This is a genomic window from Desulfolithobacter dissulfuricans (genome assembly GCF_025998535.1).
Lineage (GTDB): Bacteria > Desulfobacterota > Desulfobulbia > Desulfobulbales > Desulfobulbaceae > Desulfolithobacter > Desulfolithobacter dissulfuricans.
Window position 1 is genome coordinate 1,598,879 of the sequence record NZ_AP024233.1, and the last position, 25,423, is coordinate 1,624,301.

A 25,423-nucleotide genomic window follows, 5' to 3' on the forward strand; every position below is an offset into this window, starting at 1 on the left:
ACTACTCATTCGTGGAGATTGTGATGGGAAAAGGAATGGAACATAGGGCCGGATCAGTGATGGTTGTCGGTGGCGGGATCGCCGGAGTGCAGGCCGCACTTGACCTGACTGAACTGGGATACTATGTCTATCTGGTGGAAAAGGCCGCCGTAATCGGCGGAGTCATGGCACAGCTTGACAAAACCTTTCCCACCAACGACTGCTCGCTCTGAATTCTCGCGCCCAAGCTGGTAGAGGCCGGTCGGTCTCCAAACATCGAGATGCTCACCAACGCAGACTTCCTGGCCCTGTCCGGGAAGCCTGGTGATTTCACAGCTAAAGTCAGACTGCGTCCGCGCTACATCGACGCCGATGCCTGTACGGCCTGCGGTCTGTGTACCCAGTACTGTCCGCGCCATCATGTGGATCCCTACAATGAAGGGCTGGCGCTCACCCGGCCGATCCACATCGATTACGCCCAGGCGGTACCGGCCACCTATTACATTGATCCGTCATCGTGTCTCCATCTCCAGTATGACACCTGCCAGATCTGTGTACCGGTGTGTCAGAGCCATGCCATCAACTTCAAGCAGCAGCCGGAAGAACGGGAAATCAAAGTGGGTGCGGTTATCCTCTCTCCCGGTTTCGGCAAGATAAGCGAAGAGACGCTGGAAAAGTATTCCTACAATAAACATCCGGATGTTATCACCTCCATCGAGTTCGAGCGGATGACCAATGCCTCGGGTCCGTTCCAGGGCGAGGTGAAATGCTTTTCCGACGGCCGCCATCCCAAGAGGATAGCCTTCATCCAGTGCGTGGGCTCCCGGGACCTGGGATGCGACAACGGCTACTGCTCGTCGGTCTGCTGCATGTATGCGATCAAGGAAGCTCTGGTCGCCAAGGAGCATGATCCGGAAGTGGATATCACCATCTACTACATGGACATGCGGACCCAGGGCAAGGAGTTCGACAAGGCCCGGCAGCGGGCCGAGGCCATGGGCATCAAGTTCGTCCGGGCCAAGGTGGCCGACGTGACCCCCTGGAAAAACCGTCTGCAGCTGACCTATGCCACCCTGGACGGGACCCACGAGTTCGAACCCTTTGACATGGTTGTCCTGTCCGTGGGCCTGGAATCGCCCAGGGACGCCAAGGGTATTGCCGACATCACCGGAATCGAACTCAACCAGTATCAGTTCGCGGCCACCGACACCTTCACCCCGCTCAACACCTCTGTCGACGGCGTGGTCGTAGCCGGTGCCTTCCAGGGCCCCAAGGATATTCCCGAATCGGTAACCCAGGCCTCGGGCGCTGCCGGGATCGCCGCCGGCATGCTGGAGAAACAGCGGGGGCAGGGCATTGTTCACAAGACCTACCCCAAGGAAAAGACGCTGGACGACGAGGTCCGCATCGGGGTCTTTGTCTGCCACTGCGGCATCAATATCGGTTCCGTGGTCGATGTCCCCACCGTGGAGCAGTCTGTTGAAGGCATGGAGGGCGTGGTCTACCACACCGATTCCATGTACTCCTGCTCCCAGGATGCTGTGGAAACCCTGAAGGAAAAGATCATCGAGCATAACCTGAACCGGGTGGTCATCGCAGCCTGTTCACCGCGGACCCATGAGCCGCTGTTCCAGGAAACCCTCAGGGATGCTGGTCTGAACCCCTGCCTGGTGGAGATGGTCAACATCCGCGACCAGTGTTCCTGGGTCCATGCCGGGGAACCGGACGCCGCCACCGACAAGTCCAAGGATCTGGTACGGATGGCCATTGCCAAGGCCCAGCGGCTCAAGCCGCTGCCGGAACAGACCGTGCCGGTAACGCCGCGGGCCCTGATCATCGGCGGTGGAGTGGCCGGGATGACCGCGGCCCTCACCCTGGCCGATCAGGGATTTGAAGCCGTACTGGTGGAAAGGGAGAAGCAACTCGGCGGCAACCTCGGTCAGCTCAATCACACCCTGGCGTCAAGCGAGACCGCCAGCTATCTCAAAAGTCTGGTTTCCCGGGTCAAGAAAAACAAGAAAATCGATGTTCTGACCGACGCCACCCTGACCCAGCTCTCCGGGTTCATCGGCAACTTTGCCTCGGTCGTCACCAGCGGCAGCGGCAAGGCCAGCCGGGAGCACACAGTGGACCACGGGGTAATTATCCTGGCCACCGGTGGCCGGGAGCACCGGCCGGGCGGATACCTGTTGGAGGAGTCCAAGAAGGTTCTGACCCAGCTGGAGCTGGAAAAACGGCTGGCGGGCAAGGCCAAGAAAAGGGCGCCGGACTCGGTTATCATGATCCAGTGCGCCGGATCGCGGGGCGACGACCTGAACTACTGCTCCAAGGTCTGCTGCAACCATGCGGTCAAAAACGCACTGAAGATCAAAGAAATCAATCCCGACTCCCAGGTTATTGTCCTCTACCGCGACATGCGGACCTATGGTTTTGCCGAGGACGCCTATCGGGAAGCCCGGCTCAAGGGGGTTGTCTTTATTCCCTATACCCTGGACAACAAGCCCGAGGTATATGAAAAGGGCCGTCGTCTGCACGTGAAGTTCTTTGACTCGCTGCTGCAGGAAGAGATGGATATGACCCCGGACCTGGTCGCCCTGTCTGTCGGTATTGTCCCGGAATCCACCGAGGATCTGAGCAAGATGCTCAAGGCACCGCTGACCGACGACAAGTTCTTCCTCGAGGCCCATGTCAAACTGCGGCCCGTGGAACTGCCCGTGGACGGGGTCTATGTCTGCGGTCTGGCCCATGCGCCCAAGCCGGTGGACGAAACCATTGCCCAGGCTCAGGCTGCGGCGGCCAAGGCAGCAGCTCCGCTGGTCAAGGGGTATGTTTCGGTGGCACCTATTGTCTCCCAGGTTGAAGAGGACAAATGCATCGGTTGCAGTATATGCGCCAGTCTCTGTCCCTACCAGGCCATCGAGATGGTCAAGGTGGACAAGAAACGCAAGGCCCGTACCATTGCCGCATCCTGCAAAGGCTGTGGTATATGCGCCTCGCACTGTCCCACGTTCGCCATCTCCATGGGAGGCTTCACCAATGAACAGATTACGGCCCAGATCGAAGCATTTGGGACGGATACGGAAAAAAACAGTCCTGAAACCGCTGAGGTATCCTAATGAGTGACCAATTTAATCCCAGGATCCTGGGTTTTCTCTGCAACTGGTGCTGTTATGCCGCCGCCGATGCGGCCGGTGTCTCCCGGTACCAGTATCCGCCGAACCTGCGGACCATCCGAATCATGTGCACCGGACGGGTTGATCCGGCCTTTGTCTTCAAGGGACTGCTTGAAGGTGCGGACGGCATCTTCACCGGTGGCTGACAACTTGGTGAATGTCATTACCAGGTAGGTAATTACGACGCCATGGGAATGGACGCGCTGGTGAAACGCATCCTGAACGATATCGGTATCCGGGAAGAACGGTTCAGTCTGGAATGGGCTTCGGCAGCCGAAGCTCCGCGCTTTGTCCAGCTGATAACCGACTTCACCGAGCGGATCAAGGAACTTGGCCCTCTGGGCGAAGCCGAAGGCCTGAGTGAGGATGAGGTCAGGGAGCGTTTACAGAAAGCCCTGGATATTGTCTCTTCCCAGAAGGTCCGGATCAGTTTCGGCAATGCAACCAAGGCGGTTCGCAAGGACGGCATCTGGACGCCGGAACATATTTCAGAAATTATCAACACCAAGATGGCCAAGACCCTGGAAAAAGCCCTGGGTTGATCTCCCTGCCATCACTATTTGGCCCCACGCCCTGGTTTTCTACTGTGAAAACCAGGGCTTTTTTTATGTCAAGCATCCGCATCATGACTTCTGCTTTTTTTGGCTTATGACTAGGACCGTTGGCACAGGCAAAGTTGGAGCGAAAAAAATCATTGCCTGAGGTTGGTTTCCCGGGGCAAGATATTCAAGAGAACTATCCCTGCAGGCTCCCGGCGGCCTGCACAACGAAACATGAAAGCTGTTGTCCCCTTGGAGGGCGGGATGAATAAAACATCAGGCGGTCTCCGAGAAGGAGGATGAGATGGAAGAGCATAAAGAGGGCAGGGGAAAGGGAGAGGAAATCAGGAGCAGCTGTCCGGCCTGCGGGGGCACCGGCCAGGTCAGTTTTTTCCAGGGAGAGTCTCGCTTCCTGCTGACCACCGAGGAATGTTCCCTGTGTCTTGGCCTGGGCTATGTACTCGAGAAAAACCAGGAACAGGCAGGCGGGACGGAAAAAAGGGCTGATTAAGAGAGGCAGGGTGGCAGCAATAATGCTGACACCCTGCATTAACTTTTAGATTTTATTTACTGTATTTTCGAATAAAATCTTTTGTCATCTGGTAGGCTCGGTCGTCGTTGAACTGGCGGATGGGATGCTTGCAGAAATAGGAGGAGGGTCCTTCGAGTACGCCACCGATACCGTTGTCCAGGGCCAGTTTGACGCAGCGGACCGCATCGATGGCCACTCCGGCCGAGTTGGGAGAGTCCTCCACCGACAACCGCAGTTCCAGGTTCATGGGCACATCGCCAAAGAGCTTGCCTTCCATGCGGATGAAACAGACCTTGTTGTCGTTTTGCCAGGCCACATAATCGCTGGGGCCGACGTGGATATTGACATCGTCGAGGCGGGTATCGGCTACCGCTTGGACGGCCTCGGTCTTCGAGACCTTCTTGGACAGCAGCCGGTCGCGGTTGAGCATGTTGAGAAAATCGGTGTTGCCGCCGGTGTTCAGCTGGTAGGTCCGCTCCAGCTTGACTCCCCGCTTGCGGAACAGGTCCGTCAGGGTTCGGTGGGTGATGGTGGCGCCGAGCTGGGCCTTGATGTCATCCCCGATGATGGGCAGGTTCTTTTCTGCGAACCGGGCCTCCCAGACCGGGTTGGAGGCAATGAATACCGGGATGTTGTTGACAAAGCCGATGTTGGCCTCCAGGGCGCATTCGGCATAGAACCTGGTCGCCTCCTCCGAGCCCACCGGCAGGTAGTTGAGCAGCATCTCGGCCCCGCTTTCCTTGAGAACCCGGACCACTTCCTCCTTGCCGGGTTCCTGGGCCGTGGCCGGAACAAAGGTCCGGGACTCATCATAGTTCTGCATGTGTTCGGAAAAACCGTCCAGGATACGGCCCATCCGGACCTTGACGCCAGAGACGGGGAGGTCACCGCAGAAGACCTTGGTACAGTTGGGCTTGGCAAAAATTGCCTGGTTGACATCCCGACCAACTTTGCGTTTGTCAATGTCAAAGGCGGCCACAACCTCGATATCACTGGGGCGGTACGGACCAATCTGCCAGTGCATGAGACCTATGGCATCTTCCGGGCTCCTGCTTTCATAGTAATAGATACCCTGAATCAGTGAGCTGGCGCAGTTACCAAGGCCGGCAATAGCAATCCTGATCTTCTTCATCACATTCCTCCCCATGTTAAAAATTTGACCAGATACATTTCAAATTCACGTCGAAAAATTGAATCCGGTACAGACCACAGTCTCCCGGGAACAGAAGGGGATACCCTGCCTGACCGTTTTTTTAGTATAGAGCAAGAAAATAGCTCCCGGCGGGGAGGATGAAGCAGATATCCATCGTCCCGGCCTGTTCGTTGACAACCAGATACACTATGATTACTTAACATAATGTCAAGTCTTCCTTCTACCACCCATGCAGGCTCCCACGGCCTGCACAACGAAACATGAAAGCTGTTGTCCCCCTGAAGGATAGGACGAGACTTTCATATAATCACCGTGAGGGTTCTTCCATGAAAAGAGACACACCCCTGGTCCAGTTATTCTACAAAGGCCTCAACCGGTACATCCTGCCGCTGCTCGACCGGTACCATGTAACCCCGGACCAGTTGACGGTGACCGGGCTTCTGCTCAGCGGTGTGGCGGGGCTGATCTTCATCTGGCATCCGGGCCTGGGGGCCGCCATGCTCCTGGCCGGCGGACTCTTCGACAGCCTGGATGGCCTGGTGGCGCGGGCCCGCGGCAGCGCCAGCAAGGCCGGTGCCTTCCTTGATTCCGTCCTCGACCGCTACGGTGAACTCCTGGTGCTGGCCGGAATCTGGGGATACTTGTACCGTACAGGCCAGCCGGTGGTCCTGGCGACCCTGGCCATCCTCTTTACGCTGGCCGGTTCGCTCCTGGTGAGCTACACCCGGGCCCGGGGCGAAGGATTGGGGGTTTCCTGCACCAGCGGACTTCTGCAGCGGCCCGAACGGATCCTTCTTCTGGCTCTGGCCGGATTCCTGGAAACCCTGCTGCCGGGCATGGCCCTGCTGGGCATCACCCTGCTGCTGGCCATCCTAACCAACTCCACCGCCGTGGGGCGGCTGCTTGCAATCCGCCACCAGCTGCGTCAGGCCGCGGCGGAACAGGGCTGAGCAGCGGCCGGACCGAACCTGACCGTCTACAGCAGGTCGGCGAAAAAATCATTTCCCTTGTCATCGATGAGGATAAAGGCCGGGAAGTCTTCGACCTCTATGCGCCACACTGCCTCCATGCCCAGCTCCGGGTAATCCAGACACTCCACATGCTTGATGTTTTCCTCAGCGATCAGGGCCGCCGGTCCGCCGATGGAACCCAGGTAAAAACCACCATAGCGCTGACAGGCCTCGGTTACCTGGCGGGAACGATTGCCCTTGGCGATCATAACCATGGAGCCGCCATGCTGCTGAAACAGGGCCACGTAGGAATCCATCCGGCCGGCTGTGGTCGGCCCGAACGATCCCGATGGCTTACCCGGCGGTGTTTTGGCCGGACCGGCATAGTAAACCGGATGCTTCTTCAGGTAATCGGGTAACGGTTTGCCGGCATCGAGCAGTTCCTTCCACCGCGCATGGGCCATGTCCCGGCCGACGATAATAGTACCGGTGAGCCGGATCCTGGTGGCCACGGGATATCTGCTCAGAGTGGCGAGTATCGCTTCCATGGGCTGGTTGAGATCGATGCGCACCGCATCCTTATCCTCACCATTGCGAAAGCGTTCTGGAATAAGACGACCGGGATTCCTGTCGAGTTCCTCGAGCCACAATCCCTTGCGGTCGATCCTGGCAAGGATATTGCGGTCAGCCGAGCAGGAGACTCCCATGCCGATGGGACAGGAGGCGCCATGGCGGGGAAGCCGGATTACCCGGACGTCATGGGCGAAGTACTTGCCGCCGAACTGGGCCCCGAAACCCAGTTTCCACGCCTCGTGCAGGAGTTCCTCCTCCAGTTCAAGATCGCGGAAAGCCCGGCCGTACCTGTCGCCGCTGGTCGGCAGACCGTCGAGATATTTGGTGGTCGCCAGCTTGACTATCTTCAGGTTGGCCTCGGCGCTGGTACCGCCGATGACAAAGGCCAGGTGATAGGGCGGGCAGGCGGCCGTGCCCAGGGTTTTCATCTTGTCGACAAGAAATTTCTTCAGAACCCCGGGCTGGAGCAGGGCCTTGGTCTCCTGGTAGAGATACATCTTGTTGGCACTGCCACCGCCTTTGGCGATGAAGAGAAAATCATAGGTTGAGCCGGTGGTGGCATGGATGTCGATCTGGGCCGGCAGGTTGGTGCCGGTGTTGACTTCCTCGTACATGGTCAGAGGGGCCACCTGGGAATAACGGAGATTCTCGGTCGCATAGCAGGTGAAAATACCCTCGGACAGCCAACGGGCATCATTGCAGCCGGTCCAGACATTCTGGCCCTTTTTGGCCATCACGATAGCCGTGCCGGTGTCCTGGCAAACGGGCAGGACGAAATCCGCGGCAATTTCGGCGTTACGTAGCATGGAAAGGGCCACGGCTCGGTCATTGTCCGAGGCCTCCGGATCGTCCAGGATGGTCGCCACCATTTTATTATGGGCCGGCCGCAGGAGAAAGGAGACCTCCCGCATGGCCGCCCGGGCCAGGACCTTGAGACCTTCGGGTGCGACTTGCACCACCTCTTCCCCATGGAACAGGTCGGTGCTGACATACTGCTGCGAGTCCTCCAGCAGCCGATAGCTGGTGGTATCGGGAGCCAGGGGGAAGGGATCGTGGTAGGTGAACTCTGTCATCACATTCTCCTTGCTGGGATTTGTCCACTCCAGGCACCGGTGTTTATTGGGCACCAGCCGGTATATATAGTCCGAACCGGCGATATCGGCCAGGTACTTTTCAACACTTTTTTCTTTTTCAGGCAATGATTTTTGTTATTACCACTGAAATTCAGCCACCGATACCTGAAGGTGTCGGCCTCACCTGTTTCACGGGTGTCTGTGGCCTGGATGGCCACAGTCAAGCCCCTAGGGACGGGTTTATGGCGTCCCGTAAAACAGGTGTAGAGTAGAGCGCTGTCAACAATGATCTTCAACGACTATGCCCTGCCGCACGCGGCTACTACATATCAGAGGAGGTCTCATTGCGGACAGCGCCCCCTCGTCGAACCGGACGTGCGGTTTTACCGCATCCGGCTCTCCGATGATCTCTCGCCTCAAGGCATTCACAGGGAGTTGACGGCTCTTTTATGCAGATAGACCAGCCCCTTAGACATGAGCGCCCTGTACAACGACGCTCCAGCAAGGTGCCGGCAGTGCCGGTGACTCCGTGTCCTCATAAAGCGACTGAACCGGGTCTGCACGTACCAGTCAAGCGTCTTGAACGATACCTTCGGGTATCCGAAGGAAAAGTAGTTGCCCCAGCCAATCAGAAATCGATTGACGTGGTCAATTACTTCTTCTACCGGCTTTTGAATCCTGCGAATCGTCAGAGCATGTATCCTTTCTCGCGCCCGTTTCAAGCTCTTGGCAGAAGGGACAATGTTCAGGTACCGGCCCGCTCCGTACAGACTGCGATCAAAGCGGAACGTAAATCCAAGGAAATCAAAACTACTGCCGGGATCTTTCAAGTTAACTATGGTTGTCTTGTTCCGATTCAGGATCAGGTCGAGTTCCCCAGCGTCTTGTCAACAAAGGCGTGAATGCGAGGTCCGATGTACCGAGCCATGATAACCCAGTCGTCGGCATATCGTACCAGCCTTGCGTTGGCAAAATTGCGGGGACCTTCCGAGCTGTGAAAGCGTTGGTCGAATTCATGGAGAAAGATGTTGGCCAGCAGAGGCGAGATGACTCCACCCTGTGGCGTACCCTTGCGGGAGCGAGTGATCTTGCGACCGCCCTGCCCATCCTCTTCAACGATATCGCTTTTCAACCACATCCTGATCAGCTTCAAAACGGATCGGTCAGCTATTCGACGCTCCAGGCATTGCATCAGTTTGCCATGGTCAATCGTGTCAAAGTAGCTGCTCAGATCCGCATCCAGGACTTCAGTAAATCCCGCCTTGAGCGCCTGCCGAATCGCGGCGAGAGCATCATGGGCCTTAAGGCCCGGGCGGAATCCGTACGAGCAGTCCTCAAAGTCTGCCTCGAAAATCGGCTCCAGGATCAACAGGACCGCCATCTGTACAACCCGATCCTTGACGGTCGGGATACCCAGCGGACGCATCTTTCCATTCGCCTTTGGGATATAGACCCGTTTCACCGGCATGGGCCGGTAGGTCTTATCCTTCAATTCCTGCTGTATTGTTTGCAGCAGGCCTGCTACACCTTCCGAACTCTCCTTGATGGACGCAAGGCTTACTCCATCCACCCCGGCAGCGCCTCGATTGGCGTAAACCCGGTTCCAGGCACTTTGCAGTACATCCAGGCGATACACCCGATCGTACAGGGCATAGAATCGAAACTCCGGTTCCTGCTTGGCCTTGTGGCCCAGTTTCTTTCGCAAGAGGGAGACCTTCGGGCTCAGGCCGAACTCCTGCCCTGCCCGTTTATCCGTAGTGGGAGACAAACATGTGTACTCCAAGCGGGACTTCCTCCATTGTCAGAAACACGATCAAAGTCCTGCCCCTTCGCTCCACGGGAGTTACCCCGCTTCAACACTACTATGGGCAGGTCCGACTCCCGGCCGGGACCGCACAGAGGGTTATGCATTCCCCTCCAGCGTTTGGACTCGGGCTATCTGCTGCCCTGCCCGTCCCGCCGGGTCTCCCAGGTTCCCTGGCGCTCCCTTGAGTACATGCCATCTCCAAACACCCCGGGCGGCCCAACGCAACGCTCCTGTTGTCTCATCGCGTCAATGACTGGCTTCCCCATGACCTCGGAGGGTCGCCGCCGCCAAATGTGTAACGAGGCCGAATCGAGTTCACAGATGTTACGGCCTATACTCTATCTGACCTTACGGCCTTTTCCGACCCTGCTTGACGATTCGGGTTACCCCTACACGCCGGGTCGGCGATTTCGCGGTGAACAGGCAATTACCGCGGGTGGCATCGCAGCCACCAGGTTCGCCAGAGCTTCGCCTGGCACACGAGGTCGACACCGGTTTCAATGCTGAAGATTGATGGTAATCAGATTGTTTTTTTCTCTGCTTGTCGGCGGGATCGAGTGTTTCTTCTCCCTTTTGCAAACCGTCCTGAGGCAGGGTCCAGAGGAGTGAGCCGGCCGAGCCGGAAGGTTATTTTCAGTCGGGGACAAATATCTGTTGCAGCCTTTGAACGCCGGCGTTATGAAGCCAGCATAACATCAGGGGAACAGTGAACCTCAATAAAAGGCACCCGAGCCATGGATAATGATATCTATTTCAGTAACTACACCCTTGATCCCGAGACGTACTATTTTCTCTATATCGGGGAACTCAAGTGTTATGGACTCAACCTGTTCCTGCGCGACATGTTTGCCCGAACCATGAACAGGCCGGTGGCCTTTATCTCCGTTATTCCAGACATACTCCACCAGTATAATTACAGCAATATCATGGTGATATCACCGATGCTCGAGCAGCTGCGGGCCATAAGCGGCAACCGCATCTGTTTCCGGACCGAGCCGGGTCGGTTCATGGAGGCGGTTTCCACCCATCCCGCTGTTCATGAGCTCATCGACCGGATTCTCGAGCACCAGGATCATCTCTATATCAACATGTATGAAAGCGATCCCAACATGACCCTGGATCAGCGCGACAGGGTCTCCATTCTGGGCCCGGACAAGGAACTGGCCCGGAAGTTCAACAACAAGATGGTCCAGTACGAGATGCTCCGCGACAAGATCCCGGTGATCGAATTTGAGATCTGCAAGTCCATGAGCGATCTGCTGTTTCGTTCCGAGCAGAAACGTCAGCAGTGGAGTGACGGCATCTTTGTCTCCAAAGTCTACTCTGCGGCCGGCGCGGCCAGTGGTATCACCCACAGCCAGGCCGATATTGTCCACCTTTTTGGCGCCGAGGACTGTATCTATCTCATGTCCCGCTATATCCCGCATGAATTCGATCCCACGGTGCTCGCGGTAGTGGCCAATGAAGAGGATGTCTATATTGCCGGGGTTGCGGATCAGAACATCGAGGACGGCAACCGCTTTGTCGGTTCGAGCTGGCCCTCGGTACTGCCGCTGGATATCGTCCATGAACTCAAGGAGTACACCCGGGTGGTAGGCCGGGAGCTGGGCCGCCGCGGCTACCGGGGGATCTTTGGCTGCGACTACCTGGTGGACCGGAAGAACAACGTTTACTTCCTGGAAATCAATGCCCGCAAGCAGGGAACGACCCTGGAATTCTGCTACACCCTGGAACAGGCCCTGCCCCGGGCAGTCCGTCCCTGCCCGAGCTGGAGTACCATGCCGTTGTTTCCGGCTCTTTCCCTGAAAATACCCGGGAACGTGCCGATGACGCTGTTCCCCTGCACTGGGGAACCTATAACTATAAACTCAAGCAGGCCCGTTCAACTCGCGGTTACATCCCGCAAAATCCCTACGAACGGGAGACGTTTTACAAGGTGGCCAAGGGCGAGCTGCTCAAGGATTTTGTCATCCTCGAACATATCGGTTCCGGGTTGACCGTTTTGCCCGGCACCTTCCTGGCCCGGATAGTTTCCGTGGCCCGCAACCGCCGGGATGTGGAGGAGGGACTGCGCCAGGGCAAGGAAATCATTGAACTGACCATTGAGTAACGGGTGCCTTGAAAATACAATTTTTCAAGGTAGCCTAAATCGGGAACATAGGGGGCAGGGGAGCGGGGCGAACACCAGCTCCCGGGCAGGAGATCAATGGGATATTTTTTATAACCAGCATGGCTGGACCAGGTAAGCGACCGAAGGGAGACTCCGGGTTTCGGCACTGTCCAGCCACAACAGATAGCGAAGACTTCGACATATGAAAATCACCATGGAATTATCCAGACTTGTGGTGATTTTTGCACAAACTGCTACGATCGAACAGCTGCAGAACCCGGCACGAGGCCGGGTTGCACCAGCCACAGCAGGAGAGGATCATGAATAACGAACTGGACAGCTATACCACGGAACTGATTGACAGACTGTATGCCGGAGAAGACGGCGCCAAACCGGACGACACCCTGCAGGCGGAAATAAACACCATGGTAATCAGGGCCGAAGAGGAGGACCTGACCGGTCCCATCGTCGAGCTCTTTGCCCGCCTCAAGGCCCTCCGGGAAGAGGAGAATATCCGTGCGGACAGCCTGGGGCTCAAGCGGGAGCAGCTGGAGGCCCTGGCCCGCAAGCATCAGGAGATCGACGAGCACATGGTTTCCGTGGGCGGACGGGTCGACCGGGCCAGGCCCATTGTCGAGGCTGCCAACGCCAGGGTGGACGCCTACCTGGATGTCAAGGACCAGGAGGCGCCGAGTGGAATCGAGCTCTGGGACCGGATACTGGAGAACCAGGCCCGGATCCGCCAGGCCCTTGGCATGGATGAGGAGGCCTGGAATACCTTTTCCGGCCAGATCCGCCATGCGGTTTCTTCGGTGGAGGAGCTGGCCCGGCTCATCGAGCTGCCCGCAGATGCGGTGGCAGATATTGCCCGGGTGACCAGAAATTACCGGATGCGGCTGACGCCCTATTACACCAGCCTGATCATGCCGCGCCTCAACGATCCCATTATGCTTCAGTCCATTCCCACCGGGGAAATGGTGGATAATGCCGGGGTCGAGATTCCGCCGGTGGCCGCGGACCATTCCCCGGCCCGGCTGGTGGACCAGTTTTATCCCCGGGTGGTGACCATCAAGTCGACTAACATGTGTGCCATGTATTGCACCCACTGCCTGCGGATCGCCCACATCGGCAAGAAGGACAAAATGTTCTCCAAACAGGCTTACGGTGAGGCCCTGGACTACATCCGGGCCAATAAGAGGATTCGCGATGTCCTGGTCACCGGCGGGGACGCTTTTGTCCTGCCCAACTCCCTGCTCAAGTGGCTGCTCGACGAGCTCGACTCCATTGACCACGTGAGGATGAAACGACTGGGGACCAGGGTCCCTGTGACCGTGCCCATGCGTATCGACGATGAACTCCTCGATATCCTTGAGGCATCCAATGACCGAAAACCGCTCCGGGTGGTTACCCAGATCAATACGGCCCAGGAGATCACCCCGGTATCCCGGGCCGCCTTTAAAAACATTTCCAAACGGGTCAGTGCAGTGCTCAACCAGGCCGTCCTGCTGCGGGGTATCAACGACTCGCAGGTCAAGATGTGGAAGCTGTGCGAGACCATCCACGAGTCCTATGTGCGTCCCTACTACATCTTCAACTGTTCCTACCGGAACCCGCAGTTCGTCCACTTCCGGGTCCCGGTGGAAAAAGGCCGCGATATTGTTGAATCCATGTACGGCAACATCTCCGGTGATGCCATCCCACGGTACATTGCCACCGCCGGCGGCAAGATTCCCATGCACCGCTCCAACGTGATGGGCCGGGAAGGCAACGAGCTGATCCTGAAAAAACCGTGGTCAGGTGAAGAGGTCCGCTATCCCGATGCCGATCCGGAAGTGTACGGGGACGACGACAACTTTTCCTTTGCCCGGTACGGAAAATGAGTGTCGACCAGGCTCTGTCCTTTCTGGAGCAGCGTGACCAGGACCTTTTTTCACTCCTGCGGGAACTGGTCCTCATTTCCAGCTACACCGGCGACAAGTCAGGGGTGGACAGGGTCGGGGCGGTCATCCGGAAACGGCTTGAGGGGCTCGGGCTGGAACTGGAAACCGTGCGGGTTCGGGAGTTCGGCGACCACCTGATCTTCCGGACCCGGGCCAGCCACAGCCAGCCCTATATCCTGGTGACCGGACATATGGATACCGTGTTTCCGGAAGAGAGCGGTTTTAACTGGTACCGGGAAGACGGACCACGGGTCCATGGTCCGGGGGTCATTGACATGAAAGGCGGGCTGGTGACCACCATCGGCGCGGTCCAGGCCCTGGCCCGGGCGGGAGTTCTGGAGCAGTTGCCGCTGGTTCTTCTGTTCAACTCCGACGAGGAGATGGGCTCGCCATCCTCCCTCGAACTCATCCAGGAGCTGGCCAGGGGAGCCTGCTGTGGGCTGGTCACCGAGTGCGGGGGCCTTTCGGGAGAAGTGGTCACCGGGCGGCGCGGCAAAACCGGCTACCGCCTGGAAATCAGAGGCCAGGCCGGGCATGCCGCCTTTGTCGGTCGAAACAAGGCCAGTGCGGTCCTGGAACTGGCCCGCAAGGTTCTTGCCCTGGAAGAGCTCAACAAGCCCGAACAGGGCGTGGTGGTCAACGTGGGTATCATCCAGGGAGGCATAGGTCCCAACACGGTGCCGGAACAGGCCGAGGCCCGGATCGACACCCGGTACACCACCAGGGCGGCAGGCCTGGAACTGGAGGAGCGGATCGGGCGGATCGCTGAAACCTGCGTAACTCCGGGAACCACCGCCCGGCTGGAGACCACCAACCGGCGGCCGGTCCTGGAAGAAACCGCAGCCAACAGGGATTTGTTCATCCTGGCTGCCGAGCAGGCAAGGCGACTCGGTATCGGGATCTGTCGGGAGGTCCGCCAGGGGGTTTCGGACGCCAACACCATGGGCGAATTTATCCCGGTTCTCGACGGGCTGGGTCCCATCGGGGAGCATGACCACAGCGACAGAGAATACATGCTCCGGGACAGCCTGCCGGCCCGGACCCGCCTCCTCACCGCCCTGCTGCCCGCCCTGGCCGGGAAATTCTCGACTCCTGCAGCCCGCTGATTATCGTTTCCCTGTTATTTTTCCCGGTCCATATCCTTCAGGATACGTTTGCGAAGACGGCCGGCATTGTGCTCGTCCCGGTAGGAGACAATGGTCACCGGCGAGCGACGGAAGAGCTTTTCTGCCACGGAACCGGTGAAGGCATGGACCAGTTCGGATTTGGCCTTTATCCCCATGACGATCATGTCGACATTTTCCTTGACCGCAAACTTCAGCAGGGTTGAGGCCGGCCGGCCCACCTTGAAGACAAAGCGGACCTGCTCCTCGGGAAAATCCACCTTTTTCATCATCTCCTCGAGCATACCGATACGCTGCTGCTGCAGCTGCTGTAGATAATGTTCCTCGTCCACCTCGTATCCGAACGAGGTGATCACCTGCACGGTCTCGATATCCCTTTCATTGATCACATTAATGAGGATCAGCTCGGCATCCAGGGGTTTTGCCAGCTTGGCGGCAAACTGGAGAATATCCTGGGAGAATGCCGAGAAGGCCAGGGGAACCATGATTTTCTTGAAATCTGACATGACAAGTGTCTCTCCGGCAATGGTAGGTATTTTTTTATAAACGTTCCTTTTCCTAGGGGAAGCGCAGGATTGGGAACAAACCGCCGGGATCCGGAGATCCCGGCGGAAGCATGATCATATCAAGCCCGGGACATGGCCACCTGGCCGCCGGCATCCTTCCTGCATCGCGGCCGCTGCATGAGATAGAGCATACCGTACAGGGCCAGCCCGATCAGGTAGGTCCAGTAGCGCTGGTCATGGGGCATGCCGAGCCAGGAGGCGATCTGATCCGGTCGCATCAGGATAAAGGTGACGCAGAGGAACAGAGGGATCTCCCACGGTTTGTTTCTGGTGATGAACCAGCCCTGGGTGGCCGAGGCAAAGGCAAAGTTGCCGATACAGGCCATGACAAAAATCAGGATACCCTGGGTCCAGGAAGAGACATTGTGCAGAATCAGATCTGAGTTGAAGATGAACATGAACGGCAGAATGGCCGTCCTGATATCATACATGAATCCCTGGATGCCGGTGGCGATGGGCGGGGACTTGGCAATGGCAGCGGCGGCATAGGCAGCCAGGCCCACCGGCGGGGTGTCATCGGCCAGGATACCGAAGTAGAAGCAGAACAGGTGCGCTGCCATGAGTGGAACGATAAAGCCCTGCATGCCACCGATGTTGACGATGGCAGGCGCGGTCAGGGAGGCCATGACGATATAGGTGGCGGTGGTGGGCAGCCCCATGCCGATGATCAGGCTGGCGAGAGCGGTAATGACGAGCATCAAAAAGACATTGCCCATGGACAGCACGTCGATGATCTCCGAGATCAGGTTGCCAAGACCAAGGGCCACCACGCCGACGATGATGCCGGCCGCGGCGGTGGCCAGGGCCACGGCCACCATGTTGCGGGCCCCGGAGGCCAGGGCCTCGAAAATCTGGACAATGGCCTTTTTAAAGGCCGGACCCAGGGGTTTCTTGTTCTTCCAGGCCAGGAAAGGCTCCTGTAAGAGCATAATAATGGCCATGACCCAGATGGCGTTGAAGGCGGCCAGTTCCGGCGAATGGCGTACCACGATCAGCTCGTAGAGGAGCATGAACAGGGGCACCAGGTAATGGACACCGGAGAGCAGGGTCTGGAAAAAGGGCGGCAGTTCGCTCTTTGGCAGGCCGCGGATACCGAGCTTGGAGGCTTCGATATGGGAGATGAAGAACAGGGCCGCATAGGAGGCAAAGGCCGGAACGGCGGCAGCCTTGACGACCTCGATATAGGGCACGTTGACGTACTCGGCAATGATAAAAGCGGCCGCGCCCATGATCGGCGGCGCAAGCTGCCCGTCGGTGGAGGCAGCCACTTCGGTGGCCGCGGCCTTGGTGGCCGGATAGCCAACCTTCTTCATCATGGGAATGGTGAAGGTGCCGGTGGTGACGATATTGGCAATGGAGGAACCGGAGACCAGGCCGGTCAGGCCCGAGCCCATGATCGCAGCCTTGGCCGGCCCGCCCTTGAAACGCCCCAGCAGGCTGAGCGCCAGCTGGATGAAGTAATGACCGGCACCGGCCTTGTCCAGCATGGCGCCAAAAAGGACAAAGAGAAAGACGATGGTCGCCGACACGTCCAGGGGAATACCGTAGATACCCTCGGTGGACATGGTCATCTGCCCGACAAAACGGTTCAACGAGGTGCCCTTGAAGGCGATCAGGTCGGGCATGTAGGGCCCGAGAAAGGAATAGGCGATAAAACAGGAGCCGATAAAGGGCAGGGCAGGGCCGATGGTCCGCCGGGCTGCCTCCAGCAACAGGATAACCAGGCCGATCCCGGCCACCAGGTCCATGGTGTTCGGGGCCCCGTACCTGGTGGTGATACCCTCGTAGTCAATTATTATATAGAGGGCGGCCAGGGCGGCGGTCACGGCCAGGAGCATGTCGAGCAGGGGAATTTTTTTATGCTCGGCGAAATATTTCAGGCCGAAATAGGGTTTCTTGAACAGGGGATAGTTCAGGTAGACGATGGCCAGGGCAAAGGCCAGGTGGATTGCCCGGATATAGGTTGAATCCAGCAGGATCCACTTGGGCAGGGCCAGCTGGAAAAGGGACCAGCAGACCGCAATGGTTGGTATAAGATACTTCTGCCAGCCCTCCGGCTTTCGGCCGATCCCTTCCTCGGCTTCGGCCAGTTTTCTGGCAACCTCAACTCCGTCATCAACCTTTTCGACTCGAATTTTGCTCATATCAGTACCAATCACAATATAAACCAGAAAAAAGCCCCCGATCGGCAGTGTATCGGGGGCGCCTTGTCAAAAAATATACATGACCCGGACAGACGGCCCCATGCAAAGCCATCCCTGACCGCCGGGACAGCGGGGAGACGCAGTACTCTCGGGGAGCCGTTGTCCTTCTGGACAATATCGCGACACCTTCTGCCGCCTGGACCGGACTCCATTTTCCGGGTACCGGCACCGGTACCCGGAAAACGATTTCCGACACGGAAAACCGGCGACAGCAGAGACTGCCGCCGGCTGCGAGCATGGGTTATTTCATCAGACCGACTTCCTTGAAGTACTTCACGGCACCGGGATGCAGCGGTGCGGACAGACCTTCGAGCATGGACTCTTTGGTCAGAGTGGAATAGGCAGGATGCAGTTTCTTGAAGTCGTCGAAGTTGTCGAACACTTCCTTGGTGATGGCATAGACAACGTCATCGGGTACCTTGGCGCTGGTCACCAGGGTGGCCTTTACACCAAAGGTGGGGACGTCCTTGTCGTTCTGGGCTCCGGGGTACATGGCCACCGGGATGACCGAGCTGGCATAGTAGGGATACTTGGCCAGGAGTTTGTCGATACCGGTGATGGATGCAAAACGTACCTTGCGGGCGCCGGAAGTGGCTTCCTTGATGGCTCCGGAGGGATGGCCAACGGTGTAGAAAAAGGCGTCGATACGACCGTCCTGGAGCAGGCCCGGGGCCTCGGAGGCCTTGGCGCTTTCAGCCTGCAGGTCTTTCTTGTAGTCGATACCCACGGTCTCCAGGGCGTCAATGGCATTCTGGCGCTGACCGGAACCGGGATTGCCGATGTTGACCTTCTTACCTTTCAGGTCGCGGATATCCTTGATGCCGGCATCCACCGCAGCCACCAGGGTCACCGACTCGGGATGGATGGAGAACACGGCCCGCAGGTCTTTCTGCGGTCCCTTCTTCTCCCACTCGGCCAGCCCGTGGACGGCCTGGTACTGGCGGTCGGACTGGGCGATACCGAACTCCAGGTCACCACTCATAACGGCATTGATGTTGAATACCGAGCCGCCGGTGGACTCGACAGTGGCCCGGATGCCGTACTGCTTTCTCTTCTTGTTCACCATTTTGGCGATGGCGCCGCCAGTGGGATAATAGACACCGGTGATGCCGCCGGTACCGATGGTGACAAAGGTTGTCTTTGCCTGGGCCGTGGCAAGGGTGAACAGCATGGCTGCTCCCAGTGCAACTGTCGCTAAAATTCCTCGCTTCATACGTACCTCCTGATGAATTTGGTGAGGGGTTTTGGGTGTTGCTTGGTTACCATTTTTCTATATTAAACAAACCGCCAATTGGCAAGCGAATCATCACCCAAAAAAATAAAGAATCCAGCTCCAGATTCTCTTGCTTTTTTTTGGGAGAGTCTGTATTGCGGAGCTATCGATAACCCAGAAAAAAAGGTCGGCCAGAGGCGGTTCCACGGGGCGGAATCTGATCCAAGGGCCGGCCGGAGAGAAGAGATCATGGCAAACAAAACACCCACAGATTCAGGCACTGCCTGCAAGAAGAAAACAGCCCGTAAAACGGGCAAGACAAGAGAGAAGTTTGATGTCGCTTTCTACCTTGCCTGGTGCAAGGCCTGCGGCATCTGCATCGCCTTCTGTCCTCAGAAGATCATCGCGGCGGATAAGAACGGTAAACCCTACATGACCGACTCCGATCGCTGTGTCGGCTGTCGTTTCTGCGAAATCCACTGTCCTGATTTTGCCATCACCGTGTCTGCCCGGACACCCAAGAGGAGGGAGAACGATGCCTGAGACCAACAACCGCCGACTGCTGCAGGGCAATGAGGCCATTGTCCACGGGGCCCTGGCCGCCGGCTGCCGGTTTTTTGCCGGCTACCCCATCACGCCGGCTTCTGAAATAGCCGAGCAGCTCTCTGTCCTGCTGCCCGGTGTGGACGGCACCTTTATTCAGATGGAGGATGAAATCGCCTCCATCGGCGCGGTCATCGGCGCCTCGCTGGCCGGGTCCAAGGCCATGACCGCCACCTCGGGACCAGGTTTTTCCCTGATGCAGGAAAACCTGGGCTTTGCCTGTGTGGCCGAAGTGCCGTGCGTTATCGTCAATGTCATGCGCGGAGGACCGTCCACCGGGTTGCCCACCTGTCCGGCCCAGGGCGACGTGCAGATGGCCCGCTGGGGAACCCATGGCGATCACCCGATCATCGTTCTGGCTGTCTCCTCGGTAAGCGATTCCTTTTCCATCACGGTCAAGGCCTTTAATCTCTCGGAAAAATACCGGGTTCCGGTCATCCTGCTCTCCGACGAGGTGGTGGCCCATACCCGTGAGTGCGTGGAACTGCCCGACCAGAGTGATATCAAGGTGGTTGACCGCATCCGGCCGAGCATGCCGCCGGACTGGTACAAACCCTATGAGGGCGATACCCGCGGAGTTCCGCCCATGGCGCCCTTTGGCGAAGGGTACCGCCATCATGTCACCGGCCTGATCCATGATGAACTGGGTTTTCCCACTCAGAACAGCCGCGAGATCGAGGCTTTCCACGAGCGGATCACCCAGAAGATCTGCCGCGGTTTTCCTGAGATCCAGATGACCAAGGGCTTTATGCTCGACGACGCCGAAGTGGTGGTCATTGCTTACGGTTCCGTGACCAGACCTGCAATGCGCGCGGTCCAGGAGGCCCGGGAAAACGGGGTCAAGGCCGGGTTGTTGCAGCTCATCACCCTGTTTCCCTTTCCGCGCCGGACGGTGAGCCCGCTCCTCCAGCAGTGCCGGGCCGTGCTGGTCCCGGAGATGAACCTGGGCCAGATCAGCCGTGAGGTACAGCGGGTGAACCAGTATGACTGCCGGATCGTCAAGCACAACCGGGTCGACGGCCAGTTCATCACCCCCATGGAAATTTTCAAGAAACTCGTCAAACTTTAAGCGAGAGAGAGGATACATATCATGCCTATTTCGGCTCAGGCGCTTCGCCACGAATATCTGCGCCATAACAAGAAATTCCCCCACGTATGGTGTCCGGGCTGCGGCAACGGCATCGTCATGGGTGCCCTGCTCCGGGCCATCTCCCGGCTGGAACTCAGCAAGGACGAGGTGGTGCTGGCCTCGGGAATCGGCTGTTCCGGCCGCATGCCCACCTACCTGGACTTCAACACCCTGCACACCACCCATGGCCGGGCCCTCACCTTCGCCACCGGGGTCAAGCTGGCCAACCCGGCCCTCAACGTGATCACCATCATGGGGGACGGCGATGCCACTGCCATCGGTGGTAACCACTTCATCCATGCGGCCCGGCGCAACCTGAACCTGACCGCGATCATCATCAACAATTCCATCTACGGTATGACCGGAGGTCAGTACTCACCGACCACGCCCTTTGGTTCCAAGTCCACCACCTCGGTGTATGGTCATATAGAGCACGACTTTTCCATCGCCGAACTGGCCGTCACCGCCGGGGCCTCCTTTGTTGCCCGCTCCACGGTCTATCACGCCGATCTCCTGGACCGGCTCATCGAACAGGCGATCGGCAAACGGGGTTTTGCCGTGGTCGAGGTGATCTCCAACTGCCATATCCAGTACGGACGCCGCAACAAGCTCGGCGGAGCCGTGGATATGCTCAGGAGTTTCAAGGAAAAAGCGGTCACCATCCAGAAGGCGTCAACGCTCACTCCCGAGGAGCTGGAGGGAAAGATCACCATCGGCGTACTGGCCGACCGTGATTTGCCCATCTCCACCGAAGAGTACAAGAAGGTGCGGGAAAAGGCCCGGGCGGCAAGGAGGCAGAAATGAAAAAAACACAGGAAACCAAGAAGAGAGAGCGTTACGAAATCCGGTTCTCAGGTTCAGGTGGCCAGGGGCTGATCACCGCGGCCGTGGTTTTTGCCGAGGCGGTGGGGGTCTATGACGGCAAATATGTCTGCCAGACCCAGAGTTACGGTCCCGAGGCCCGGGGTGGTAAGAGCAAGGCCGAAGTGGTTATCAGCGACTCTCCCATCGATTACCCCAAAGCGCTGGAGCTCGACCTGCTGCTGGCCATGAACCAGGCCGCCTGCGATGCCTATTTCTACGACCTCAAGCCAAACGGTCTGCTCATCGTCGATTCCTACCTGGTGGAGCAGTATCCCACCAGCCGGATCATCACCATTCCCTTTACCCAGATCGCCCGCGAGGAGATCGGCCGGGAACTGGTGGCCAACATGGTGGCCCTTGGCGCGGTGGGCCTGCTCTGCGGACTCGTGAATCTGGACAACCTGGAAAAGGCCCTGCTGGCCAGGGTTCCGCCGGGAACCGAGGAGATGAACTCCAAGGCCCTCAAACGGGGGATCGAGGAGGCGGCCAAGATAGACCTGAACAGCCTGCCCCGATCGATCATGAGCGAAGACGAGGAGGTGTAATATGAAGGTTGTGGCGTTCAACGGCAGTGCCCGCAAGGACGGCAACACGGCCATGCTGATCGGCTATGTTTTCGAGGAACTGGAAAAGGAGGGGATCGAGACCGAGCTGGTTCAACTGGCAGGTAAACATCCCCACGGCTGCATCGCCTGCTACTCCTGCTTCAAGAACAAGGACCGGAGGTGCGCGGTTACGACCGACTGCATCAACGAGTGCATCGAGAAGATGGAATCAGCCGACGGCATCATCCTGGCCTCGCCAACCTATTTCGCCGATCTGTCCACCGAGCTCAAGGCCCTCATAGACCGGTGCGGCATGGTCTCCCGGGCCAACGGCGACATGTACCGGCGCAAGGTGGGGGCGGCGGTGGTGGCCCGGCGCCGGGGTGGGGCCATTCACGTCTTTGACTCCATCAACCACTTCTTCACCATCGGCCAGATGATCATAGTCGGTTCGTCCTACTGGAATATCGGTATCGGCCGAGACAAGGGAGAGGTTGCCGGAGACGAGGAAGGCGTGACGACCATGCGCAATCTGGGCCGGAACATGGCCTGGTTGCTGAAGAAACTCCACTCCTGATCCCTGTCTTTTCTCTGCCTGGGTCCCGGGACCGATTTCGTCGCCTCCGGGACCCAGGTTTTTCCAGCCCCGTATCCTCCGGGCTCTCCCCACCGGATACGGGTTTTTTATTTTCTGCTTTCTTCATGTCCTGCGTCCTGACACGTTTTTCCGCTGGTCATATCCTGCCATCTCCAGGGATTTCCATATTCCCATGTTTTTAATTGACCAGAATTTTTCCAAAACATATAACTGACAGTAGAGGTCACCATTTCCCTTCATCAATGGCCATAAACCCTACTGCAAGTTGGATAACCTGTTGCGGGACAAGGAGGAAGTTAATGCTGGTTATCTGCGAGGAGTGCGCTAAAAAATACAACATCGATGAAACACGGATGAAAGGGGACCGGGCCCGGTTCACCTGCCGCCAGTGTGGACACCTGATCATCGTGGAAAAGCCGGCACCCAGAAAAACCACTCCGCCTGGTCCCAAACCGAGACCCGCTGCCAGGGGGGAGAATGACCGGGCAGAGCAGAAAAACAAAAACGATAAGGAGCAGGACTCCGGGACCATGCCCAGGGACTCTTCCGCGGCTCCGGAAGCGGCAAAGGATGATAAGTCCAGAGCCGTTCCCGCGAACCGTGGCCGGGGAATGCCCATCTCGGTTTACCTGCTGCTGGCGCTCTTTGTCGGTGTTCTTTCCATCTCCTCTGCCCTGGCTTATATCTCCATGCAGTATATCCCGCAGTTGGTCAACGAACAGGTCGGGCTGCGGACCGCGGCCATCGCCATGGCCTTCAAGGGTTCTATCACCAAACCGCTGCTGATCCGCAACTATCTGCAGGTGAATAAAGAGGCGGAACGGATCAGCCGCCTGCCCGGAGTCGCCTATGCGGCGGTGGTCAACGACCGCGGGGTGGTGGTGGCTGGATTTTTCAGTGATCCTGGTCGATTTTCCCCTGAATTTGCAGCCAGTATCCGGAAAAAGGGCTTCCCGAAGGGTATCATCGGGCAAAACAGGCTCAAAAAGGGCCAGCAACAACAGGATGCCGAGCTGCTGATCGGTGGCCAGCGGATCCATGACCAGGTCCTGGCCCTGGATGAAACCGGTGGTGAAATTCACGTCGGCATCTATGGAGCGGACATCGACAGAACTATCAGAAAAGCCCTGCTCTCCTCATCCTCCCTGTCCCTGCTCGGCCTGATCCTGGGTAGTGGCATCCTGATCTTTCTCCTCCTGGCCCGGGCCATTTCCAGGCCCCTGCAGGAACTGACAGAGGTTGTCAACCGGATCAGTCTTGGCGAGGTGGACCTGGTGGTCCAGCCCAGGGGGCCAAGGGAAGTCCGGGAGCTGGCCCTGGCCTTCGAGAGGATGCGTTATTCCATAAAAGCCGCCATTGAAAGGCTGCGCAGCCGCTGATTTTTTTCTCTTTTCTGTCAGCCTGTGCAGGACGAGAGGTCTCCCGTGAAGATGCTGCCTGAATGTACGCTCCTGGCGCTCCGCCTGCTCCTTTGTCCGGTGCTCCTGCTGGTTTGATGGAACTCCGTGAAGGGAATGCTGTCCTGCAGGCCTTGAAGATCAGGTCCTTCAGGCCAGCCCGCGACAGTGAGTACGACCCCGTCCGGCGGGCTGCCGGCCTGATGGATTCTTCAGAAAACAGGTTCGGCCAGACCAGATAACCACAGTCCCTCGCACGATCTACCAGGTGACGGGAACCTGGCGTCAGTCTGCCCGGTGCCGATCAGTCACAACTACCACCGTAACCCACAGGTTGTCCATGCTCATTCCAAGGGAAAAACCACATCTCACTGGTCTCAACAGTTATTATCTCCGGATTGACAAGTTTGTCGAGCATCTTCAGGGCGAAATAGGCAGCGGCTGTATCTACTGTCGGGCTGTCGATCAGGAACTGCTGATCTATTTCGATGAACAGGAAATTTTGCGCGGGGTTGTCCAGGATGATGGTGCCCAGTCAAGGGTCTCTCCTTCGCTGAAACCAGTGCTCGAAGCCCTGAACGCCAAAAATTTTGTGGTTAGCGTCTATTACCTGGACCCTAATGCGATTTTTTTCTGGAGCCAGATGGGACCGTTTCGCCGGGCCAGGAACCTGCTCACCTCCAGGGACATCGGCCTGCCGGAGCTCATGTACAGACTGGAACAAAAAGAGTTTTCAGGCTTTGTCGATGTGGAGCTGCAAAACGGCGAGAGCGGCCTGCTTTTTCTCCACCGGGGAAAACGGGTAGGCGGTTCCTACTCCTGGGGGCAGGGCGGGTTGAGTCCGGCCAGGGAGGCCTACCAGGGCCTGGTAGAGCGGTTGGCCGGAACCGAGGCAACCTACAGAGTGGGACATTTTCAAAGGGAGCAGGTGGAAGCGGAGGTCCGGACCGGGAACAGCCATCCGGAAGAGACTGCGGGGCCGCAATCCTTTGCCGATCTGGCCACCGCCCTGGAGGAATTTCTTGAGATTTATGGTCGGATCATGAAACGGCGCAGCCGGCAGGATCCTGTCATTCTGCTCAAGCAGTGTTTTCTCGACCACCTGGACAAGTACCCCTTTCTCGACCCCTTCAGCTCGCCGTTTCAGTACGAAAACAACCGGGTGACCCTGGCTGACGAGGCCAGGGGAGAGGAGATTGCCGAGGCCGTGGTCGGCTGCGCCTGGGAGGTGGCCTCCCGCCACCGGGCAGAAAAAAAGTTCCGGACAGAGCTGGGCAAGTGGGCCTACCGATCGGCCCTGGAAGATCGCGGTATAGCTGTGGAACGCTGACAGACAGGGATAAGGGAAAGG

Annotated in this window: 22 protein-coding genes; 15 read left to right on the forward strand and 7 right to left on the reverse strand. The window is 57.9% G+C overall.

All coding sequences use genetic code 11. From position 1 onward, the window contains the following. The first annotated feature begins 23 nt into the window (after window positions 1-23). The 3 genes from GF1_RS07075 (at window position 24) to GF1_RS07085 (ending at window position 4,202) form a co-directional block, all read left to right on the forward strand. Complete coding sequence (locus GF1_RS07075) at window positions 24-3,095, forward strand: FAD-dependent oxidoreductase (RefSeq protein ID WP_326491604.1); 3,072 nt, start codon at window positions 24-26, stop codon at window positions 3,093-3,095. Further along, window positions 3,095-3,694 carry a hydrogenase iron-sulfur subunit gene (locus GF1_RS07080; RefSeq protein ID WP_267928926.1) on the forward strand — a complete coding sequence of 200 codons (600 nt, stop codon included), beginning with the start codon at window positions 3,095-3,097 and terminating at the stop codon, window positions 3,692-3,694. The genes GF1_RS07075 and GF1_RS07080 overlap by 1 nt, the downstream gene beginning before the upstream one ends. A 301-nt stretch (window positions 3,695-3,995) precedes the next feature. Continuing rightward, window positions 3,996-4,202, forward strand: coding sequence for a hypothetical protein (locus tag GF1_RS07085; RefSeq protein ID WP_267928927.1), 207 nt, complete (start codon window positions 3,996-3,998; stop codon window positions 4,200-4,202). Window positions 4,203-4,254: 52 nt separating this feature from the next. On the opposite strand, the gene GF1_RS07090 is transcribed toward GF1_RS07085, so the two are convergent. Further along, window positions 4,255-5,355 (reverse strand): inositol-3-phosphate synthase, encoded by a 1,101-nt coding sequence (locus GF1_RS07090; RefSeq protein ID WP_267928928.1) that lies wholly within the window; start codon window positions 5,353-5,355, stop codon window positions 4,255-4,257. A 347-nt stretch (window positions 5,356-5,702) separates the two neighbouring features. Between GF1_RS07090 and GF1_RS07095 the strand changes: the two genes are divergently transcribed. After that, window positions 5,703-6,326: a CDP-alcohol phosphatidyltransferase family protein gene (locus GF1_RS07095; protein WP_267928929.1), complete on the forward strand. Its 624-nt coding sequence runs from the start codon at window positions 5,703-5,705 to the stop codon at window positions 6,324-6,326. A gap of 26 nt (window positions 6,327-6,352) precedes the next feature. Here the strand turns inward: GF1_RS07095 and GF1_RS07100 are convergent, their stop codons facing one another. The 3 genes from GF1_RS07100 to ltrA all read right to left on the reverse strand — a co-directional run bounded on the left by GF1_RS07100 (window position 6,353) and on the right by ltrA (window position 9,740). After that, entirely contained in the window at window positions 6,353-7,972 is a 1,620-nt protein-coding gene (locus GF1_RS07100) for a fumarate hydratase (RefSeq protein WP_267929118.1), read from the reverse strand. A 425-nt stretch (window positions 7,973-8,397) separates the two neighbouring features. After that, window positions 8,398-8,802 (reverse strand): group II intron maturase-specific domain-containing protein, encoded by a 405-nt coding sequence (locus tag GF1_RS07105; RefSeq protein ID WP_267928930.1) that lies wholly within the window; start codon window positions 8,800-8,802, stop codon window positions 8,398-8,400. Between the two features lie 32 nt (window positions 8,803-8,834). Beyond that, entirely contained in the window at window positions 8,835-9,740 is a 906-nt protein-coding gene (gene ltrA, locus GF1_RS07110; protein WP_267928931.1) for a group II intron reverse transcriptase/maturase, read from the reverse strand. A 773-nt stretch (window positions 9,741-10,513) separates the two neighbouring features. Between ltrA and GF1_RS07115 the strand changes: the two genes are divergently transcribed. The 4 genes from GF1_RS07115 to GF1_RS07130 all read left to right on the forward strand — a co-directional run bounded on the left by GF1_RS07115 (window position 10,514) and on the right by GF1_RS07130 (window position 14,935). After that, complete coding sequence (locus GF1_RS07115) at window positions 10,514-11,776, forward strand: ATP-grasp domain-containing protein (RefSeq protein ID WP_267928932.1); 1,263 nt, start codon at window positions 10,514-10,516, stop codon at window positions 11,774-11,776. Continuing rightward, window positions 11,716-11,889: a hypothetical protein gene (locus GF1_RS07120; RefSeq protein WP_267928933.1), complete on the forward strand. Its 174-nt coding sequence runs from the start codon at window positions 11,716-11,718 to the stop codon at window positions 11,887-11,889. Before GF1_RS07115 ends, GF1_RS07120 begins: the two co-directional genes overlap by 61 nt. Window positions 11,890-12,209: 320 nt before the next feature. Next, on the forward strand, window positions 12,210-13,769 hold the full coding sequence (locus GF1_RS07125) for a KamA family radical SAM protein (RefSeq protein ID WP_267928934.1): 1,560 nt from the start codon (window positions 12,210-12,212) through the stop codon (window positions 13,767-13,769). Further along, complete coding sequence (locus GF1_RS07130) at window positions 13,766-14,935, forward strand: M20 family metallopeptidase (RefSeq protein WP_267928935.1); 1,170 nt, start codon at window positions 13,766-13,768, stop codon at window positions 14,933-14,935. The genes GF1_RS07125 and GF1_RS07130 overlap by 4 nt, the downstream gene beginning before the upstream one ends. A gap of 14 nt (window positions 14,936-14,949) precedes the next feature. On the opposite strand, the gene GF1_RS07135 is transcribed toward GF1_RS07130, so the two are convergent. The 3 genes from GF1_RS07135 to GF1_RS07145 all read right to left on the reverse strand — a co-directional run bounded on the left by GF1_RS07135 (window position 14,950) and on the right by GF1_RS07145 (window position 18,936). Continuing rightward, on the reverse strand, window positions 14,950-15,459 hold the full coding sequence (locus tag GF1_RS07135) for a universal stress protein (RefSeq protein WP_267928937.1): 510 nt from the start codon (window positions 15,457-15,459) through the stop codon (window positions 14,950-14,952). A 119-nt stretch (window positions 15,460-15,578) separates the two neighbouring features. Further along, window positions 15,579-17,663 carry a TRAP transporter permease gene (locus tag GF1_RS07140; RefSeq protein ID WP_267928938.1) on the reverse strand — a complete coding sequence of 695 codons (2,085 nt, stop codon included), beginning with the start codon at window positions 17,661-17,663 and terminating at the stop codon, window positions 15,579-15,581. Between the two features lie 301 nt (window positions 17,664-17,964). Further along, window positions 17,965-18,936 carry a TAXI family TRAP transporter solute-binding subunit gene (locus GF1_RS07145; protein WP_267928940.1) on the reverse strand — a complete coding sequence of 324 codons (972 nt, stop codon included), beginning with the start codon at window positions 18,934-18,936 and terminating at the stop codon, window positions 17,965-17,967. A gap of 249 nt (window positions 18,937-19,185) precedes the next feature. Between GF1_RS07145 and GF1_RS07150 the strand changes: the two genes are divergently transcribed. The 7 genes from GF1_RS07150 to GF1_RS07180 all read left to right on the forward strand — a co-directional run bounded on the left by GF1_RS07150 (window position 19,186) and on the right by GF1_RS07180 (window position 25,402). After that, on the forward strand, window positions 19,186-19,479 hold the full coding sequence (locus tag GF1_RS07150; RefSeq protein WP_267928941.1) for a 4Fe-4S dicluster domain-containing protein: 294 nt from the start codon (window positions 19,186-19,188) through the stop codon (window positions 19,477-19,479). Continuing rightward, window positions 19,472-20,608 (forward strand): 2-oxoacid:acceptor oxidoreductase subunit alpha, encoded by a 1,137-nt coding sequence (locus GF1_RS07155; protein ID WP_267928942.1) that lies wholly within the window; start codon window positions 19,472-19,474, stop codon window positions 20,606-20,608. The genes GF1_RS07150 and GF1_RS07155 overlap by 8 nt, the downstream gene beginning before the upstream one ends. A 21-nt stretch (window positions 20,609-20,629) precedes the next feature. After that, window positions 20,630-21,472, forward strand: coding sequence for a 2-oxoacid:ferredoxin oxidoreductase subunit beta (locus GF1_RS07160; RefSeq protein WP_267928943.1), 843 nt, complete (start codon window positions 20,630-20,632; stop codon window positions 21,470-21,472). Next, on the forward strand, window positions 21,469-22,077 hold the full coding sequence (locus GF1_RS07165) for a 2-oxoacid:acceptor oxidoreductase family protein (RefSeq protein WP_267928944.1): 609 nt from the start codon (window positions 21,469-21,471) through the stop codon (window positions 22,075-22,077). Before GF1_RS07160 ends, GF1_RS07165 begins: the two co-directional genes overlap by 4 nt. Window position 22,078: 1 nt before the next feature. Further along, window positions 22,079-22,654, forward strand: coding sequence for a flavodoxin family protein (locus tag GF1_RS07170; RefSeq protein WP_267928945.1), 576 nt, complete (start codon window positions 22,079-22,081; stop codon window positions 22,652-22,654). Between the two features lie 320 nt (window positions 22,655-22,974). Further along, complete coding sequence (locus GF1_RS07175) at window positions 22,975-24,054, forward strand: HAMP domain-containing protein (RefSeq protein WP_267928946.1); 1,080 nt, start codon at window positions 22,975-22,977, stop codon at window positions 24,052-24,054. A gap of 358 nt (window positions 24,055-24,412) precedes the next feature. Next, entirely contained in the window at window positions 24,413-25,402 is a 990-nt protein-coding gene (locus tag GF1_RS07180) for a hypothetical protein (protein WP_267928947.1), read from the forward strand. The last annotated feature ends 21 nt before the right edge of the window (window positions 25,403-25,423 follow it).

Bases quoted from the DNA above. Each gene is read 5' to 3' on its own strand.
- GF1_RS07115 (WP_267928932.1), top strand. From the start codon at position 10,514: ATGGATAATGATATCTATTTCAGTAACTACACCCTTGATCCCGAGACG.
- GF1_RS07125 (WP_267928934.1), top strand. From the start codon at position 12,210: ATGAATAACGAACTGGACAGCTATACCACGGAACTGATTGACAGACTG.
- GF1_RS07170 (WP_267928945.1), top strand. From the start codon at position 22,079: ATGAAGGTTGTGGCGTTCAACGGCAGTGCCCGCAAGGACGGCAACACG.
- GF1_RS07090 (WP_267928928.1), bottom strand. From the start codon at position 5,355: ATGAAGAAGATCAGGATTGCTATTGCCGGCCTTGGTAACTGCGCCAGC.
- GF1_RS07140 (WP_267928938.1), bottom strand. From the start codon at position 17,663: ATGAGCAAAATTCGAGTCGAAAAGGTTGATGACGGAGTTGAGGTTGCC.
- GF1_RS07165 (WP_267928944.1), top strand. From the start codon at position 21,469: ATGAAAAAAACACAGGAAACCAAGAAGAGAGAGCGTTACGAAATCCGG.
- GF1_RS07100 (WP_267929118.1), bottom strand. From the start codon at position 7,972: ATGACAGAGTTCACCTACCACGATCCCTTCCCCCTGGCTCCCGATACC.
- GF1_RS07085 (WP_267928927.1), top strand. From the start codon at position 3,996: ATGGAAGAGCATAAAGAGGGCAGGGGAAAGGGAGAGGAAATCAGGAGC.
- GF1_RS07135 (WP_267928937.1), bottom strand. From the start codon at position 15,459: ATGTCAGATTTCAAGAAAATCATGGTTCCCCTGGCCTTCTCGGCATTC.
- GF1_RS07150 (WP_267928941.1), top strand. From the start codon at position 19,186: ATGGCAAACAAAACACCCACAGATTCAGGCACTGCCTGCAAGAAGAAA.
- GF1_RS07095 (WP_267928929.1), top strand. From the start codon at position 5,703: ATGAAAAGAGACACACCCCTGGTCCAGTTATTCTACAAAGGCCTCAAC.
- GF1_RS07160 (WP_267928943.1), top strand. From the start codon at position 20,630: ATGCCTATTTCGGCTCAGGCGCTTCGCCACGAATATCTGCGCCATAAC.
- GF1_RS07145 (WP_267928940.1), bottom strand. From the start codon at position 18,936: ATGAAGCGAGGAATTTTAGCGACAGTTGCACTGGGAGCAGCCATGCTG.
- GF1_RS07155 (WP_267928942.1), top strand. From the start codon at position 19,472: ATGCCTGAGACCAACAACCGCCGACTGCTGCAGGGCAATGAGGCCATT.
- GF1_RS07175 (WP_267928946.1), top strand. From the start codon at position 22,975: ATGCTGGTTATCTGCGAGGAGTGCGCTAAAAAATACAACATCGATGAA.
- GF1_RS07130 (WP_267928935.1), top strand. From the start codon at position 13,766: ATGAGTGTCGACCAGGCTCTGTCCTTTCTGGAGCAGCGTGACCAGGAC.
- GF1_RS07180 (WP_267928947.1), top strand. From the start codon at position 24,413: ATGCTCATTCCAAGGGAAAAACCACATCTCACTGGTCTCAACAGTTAT.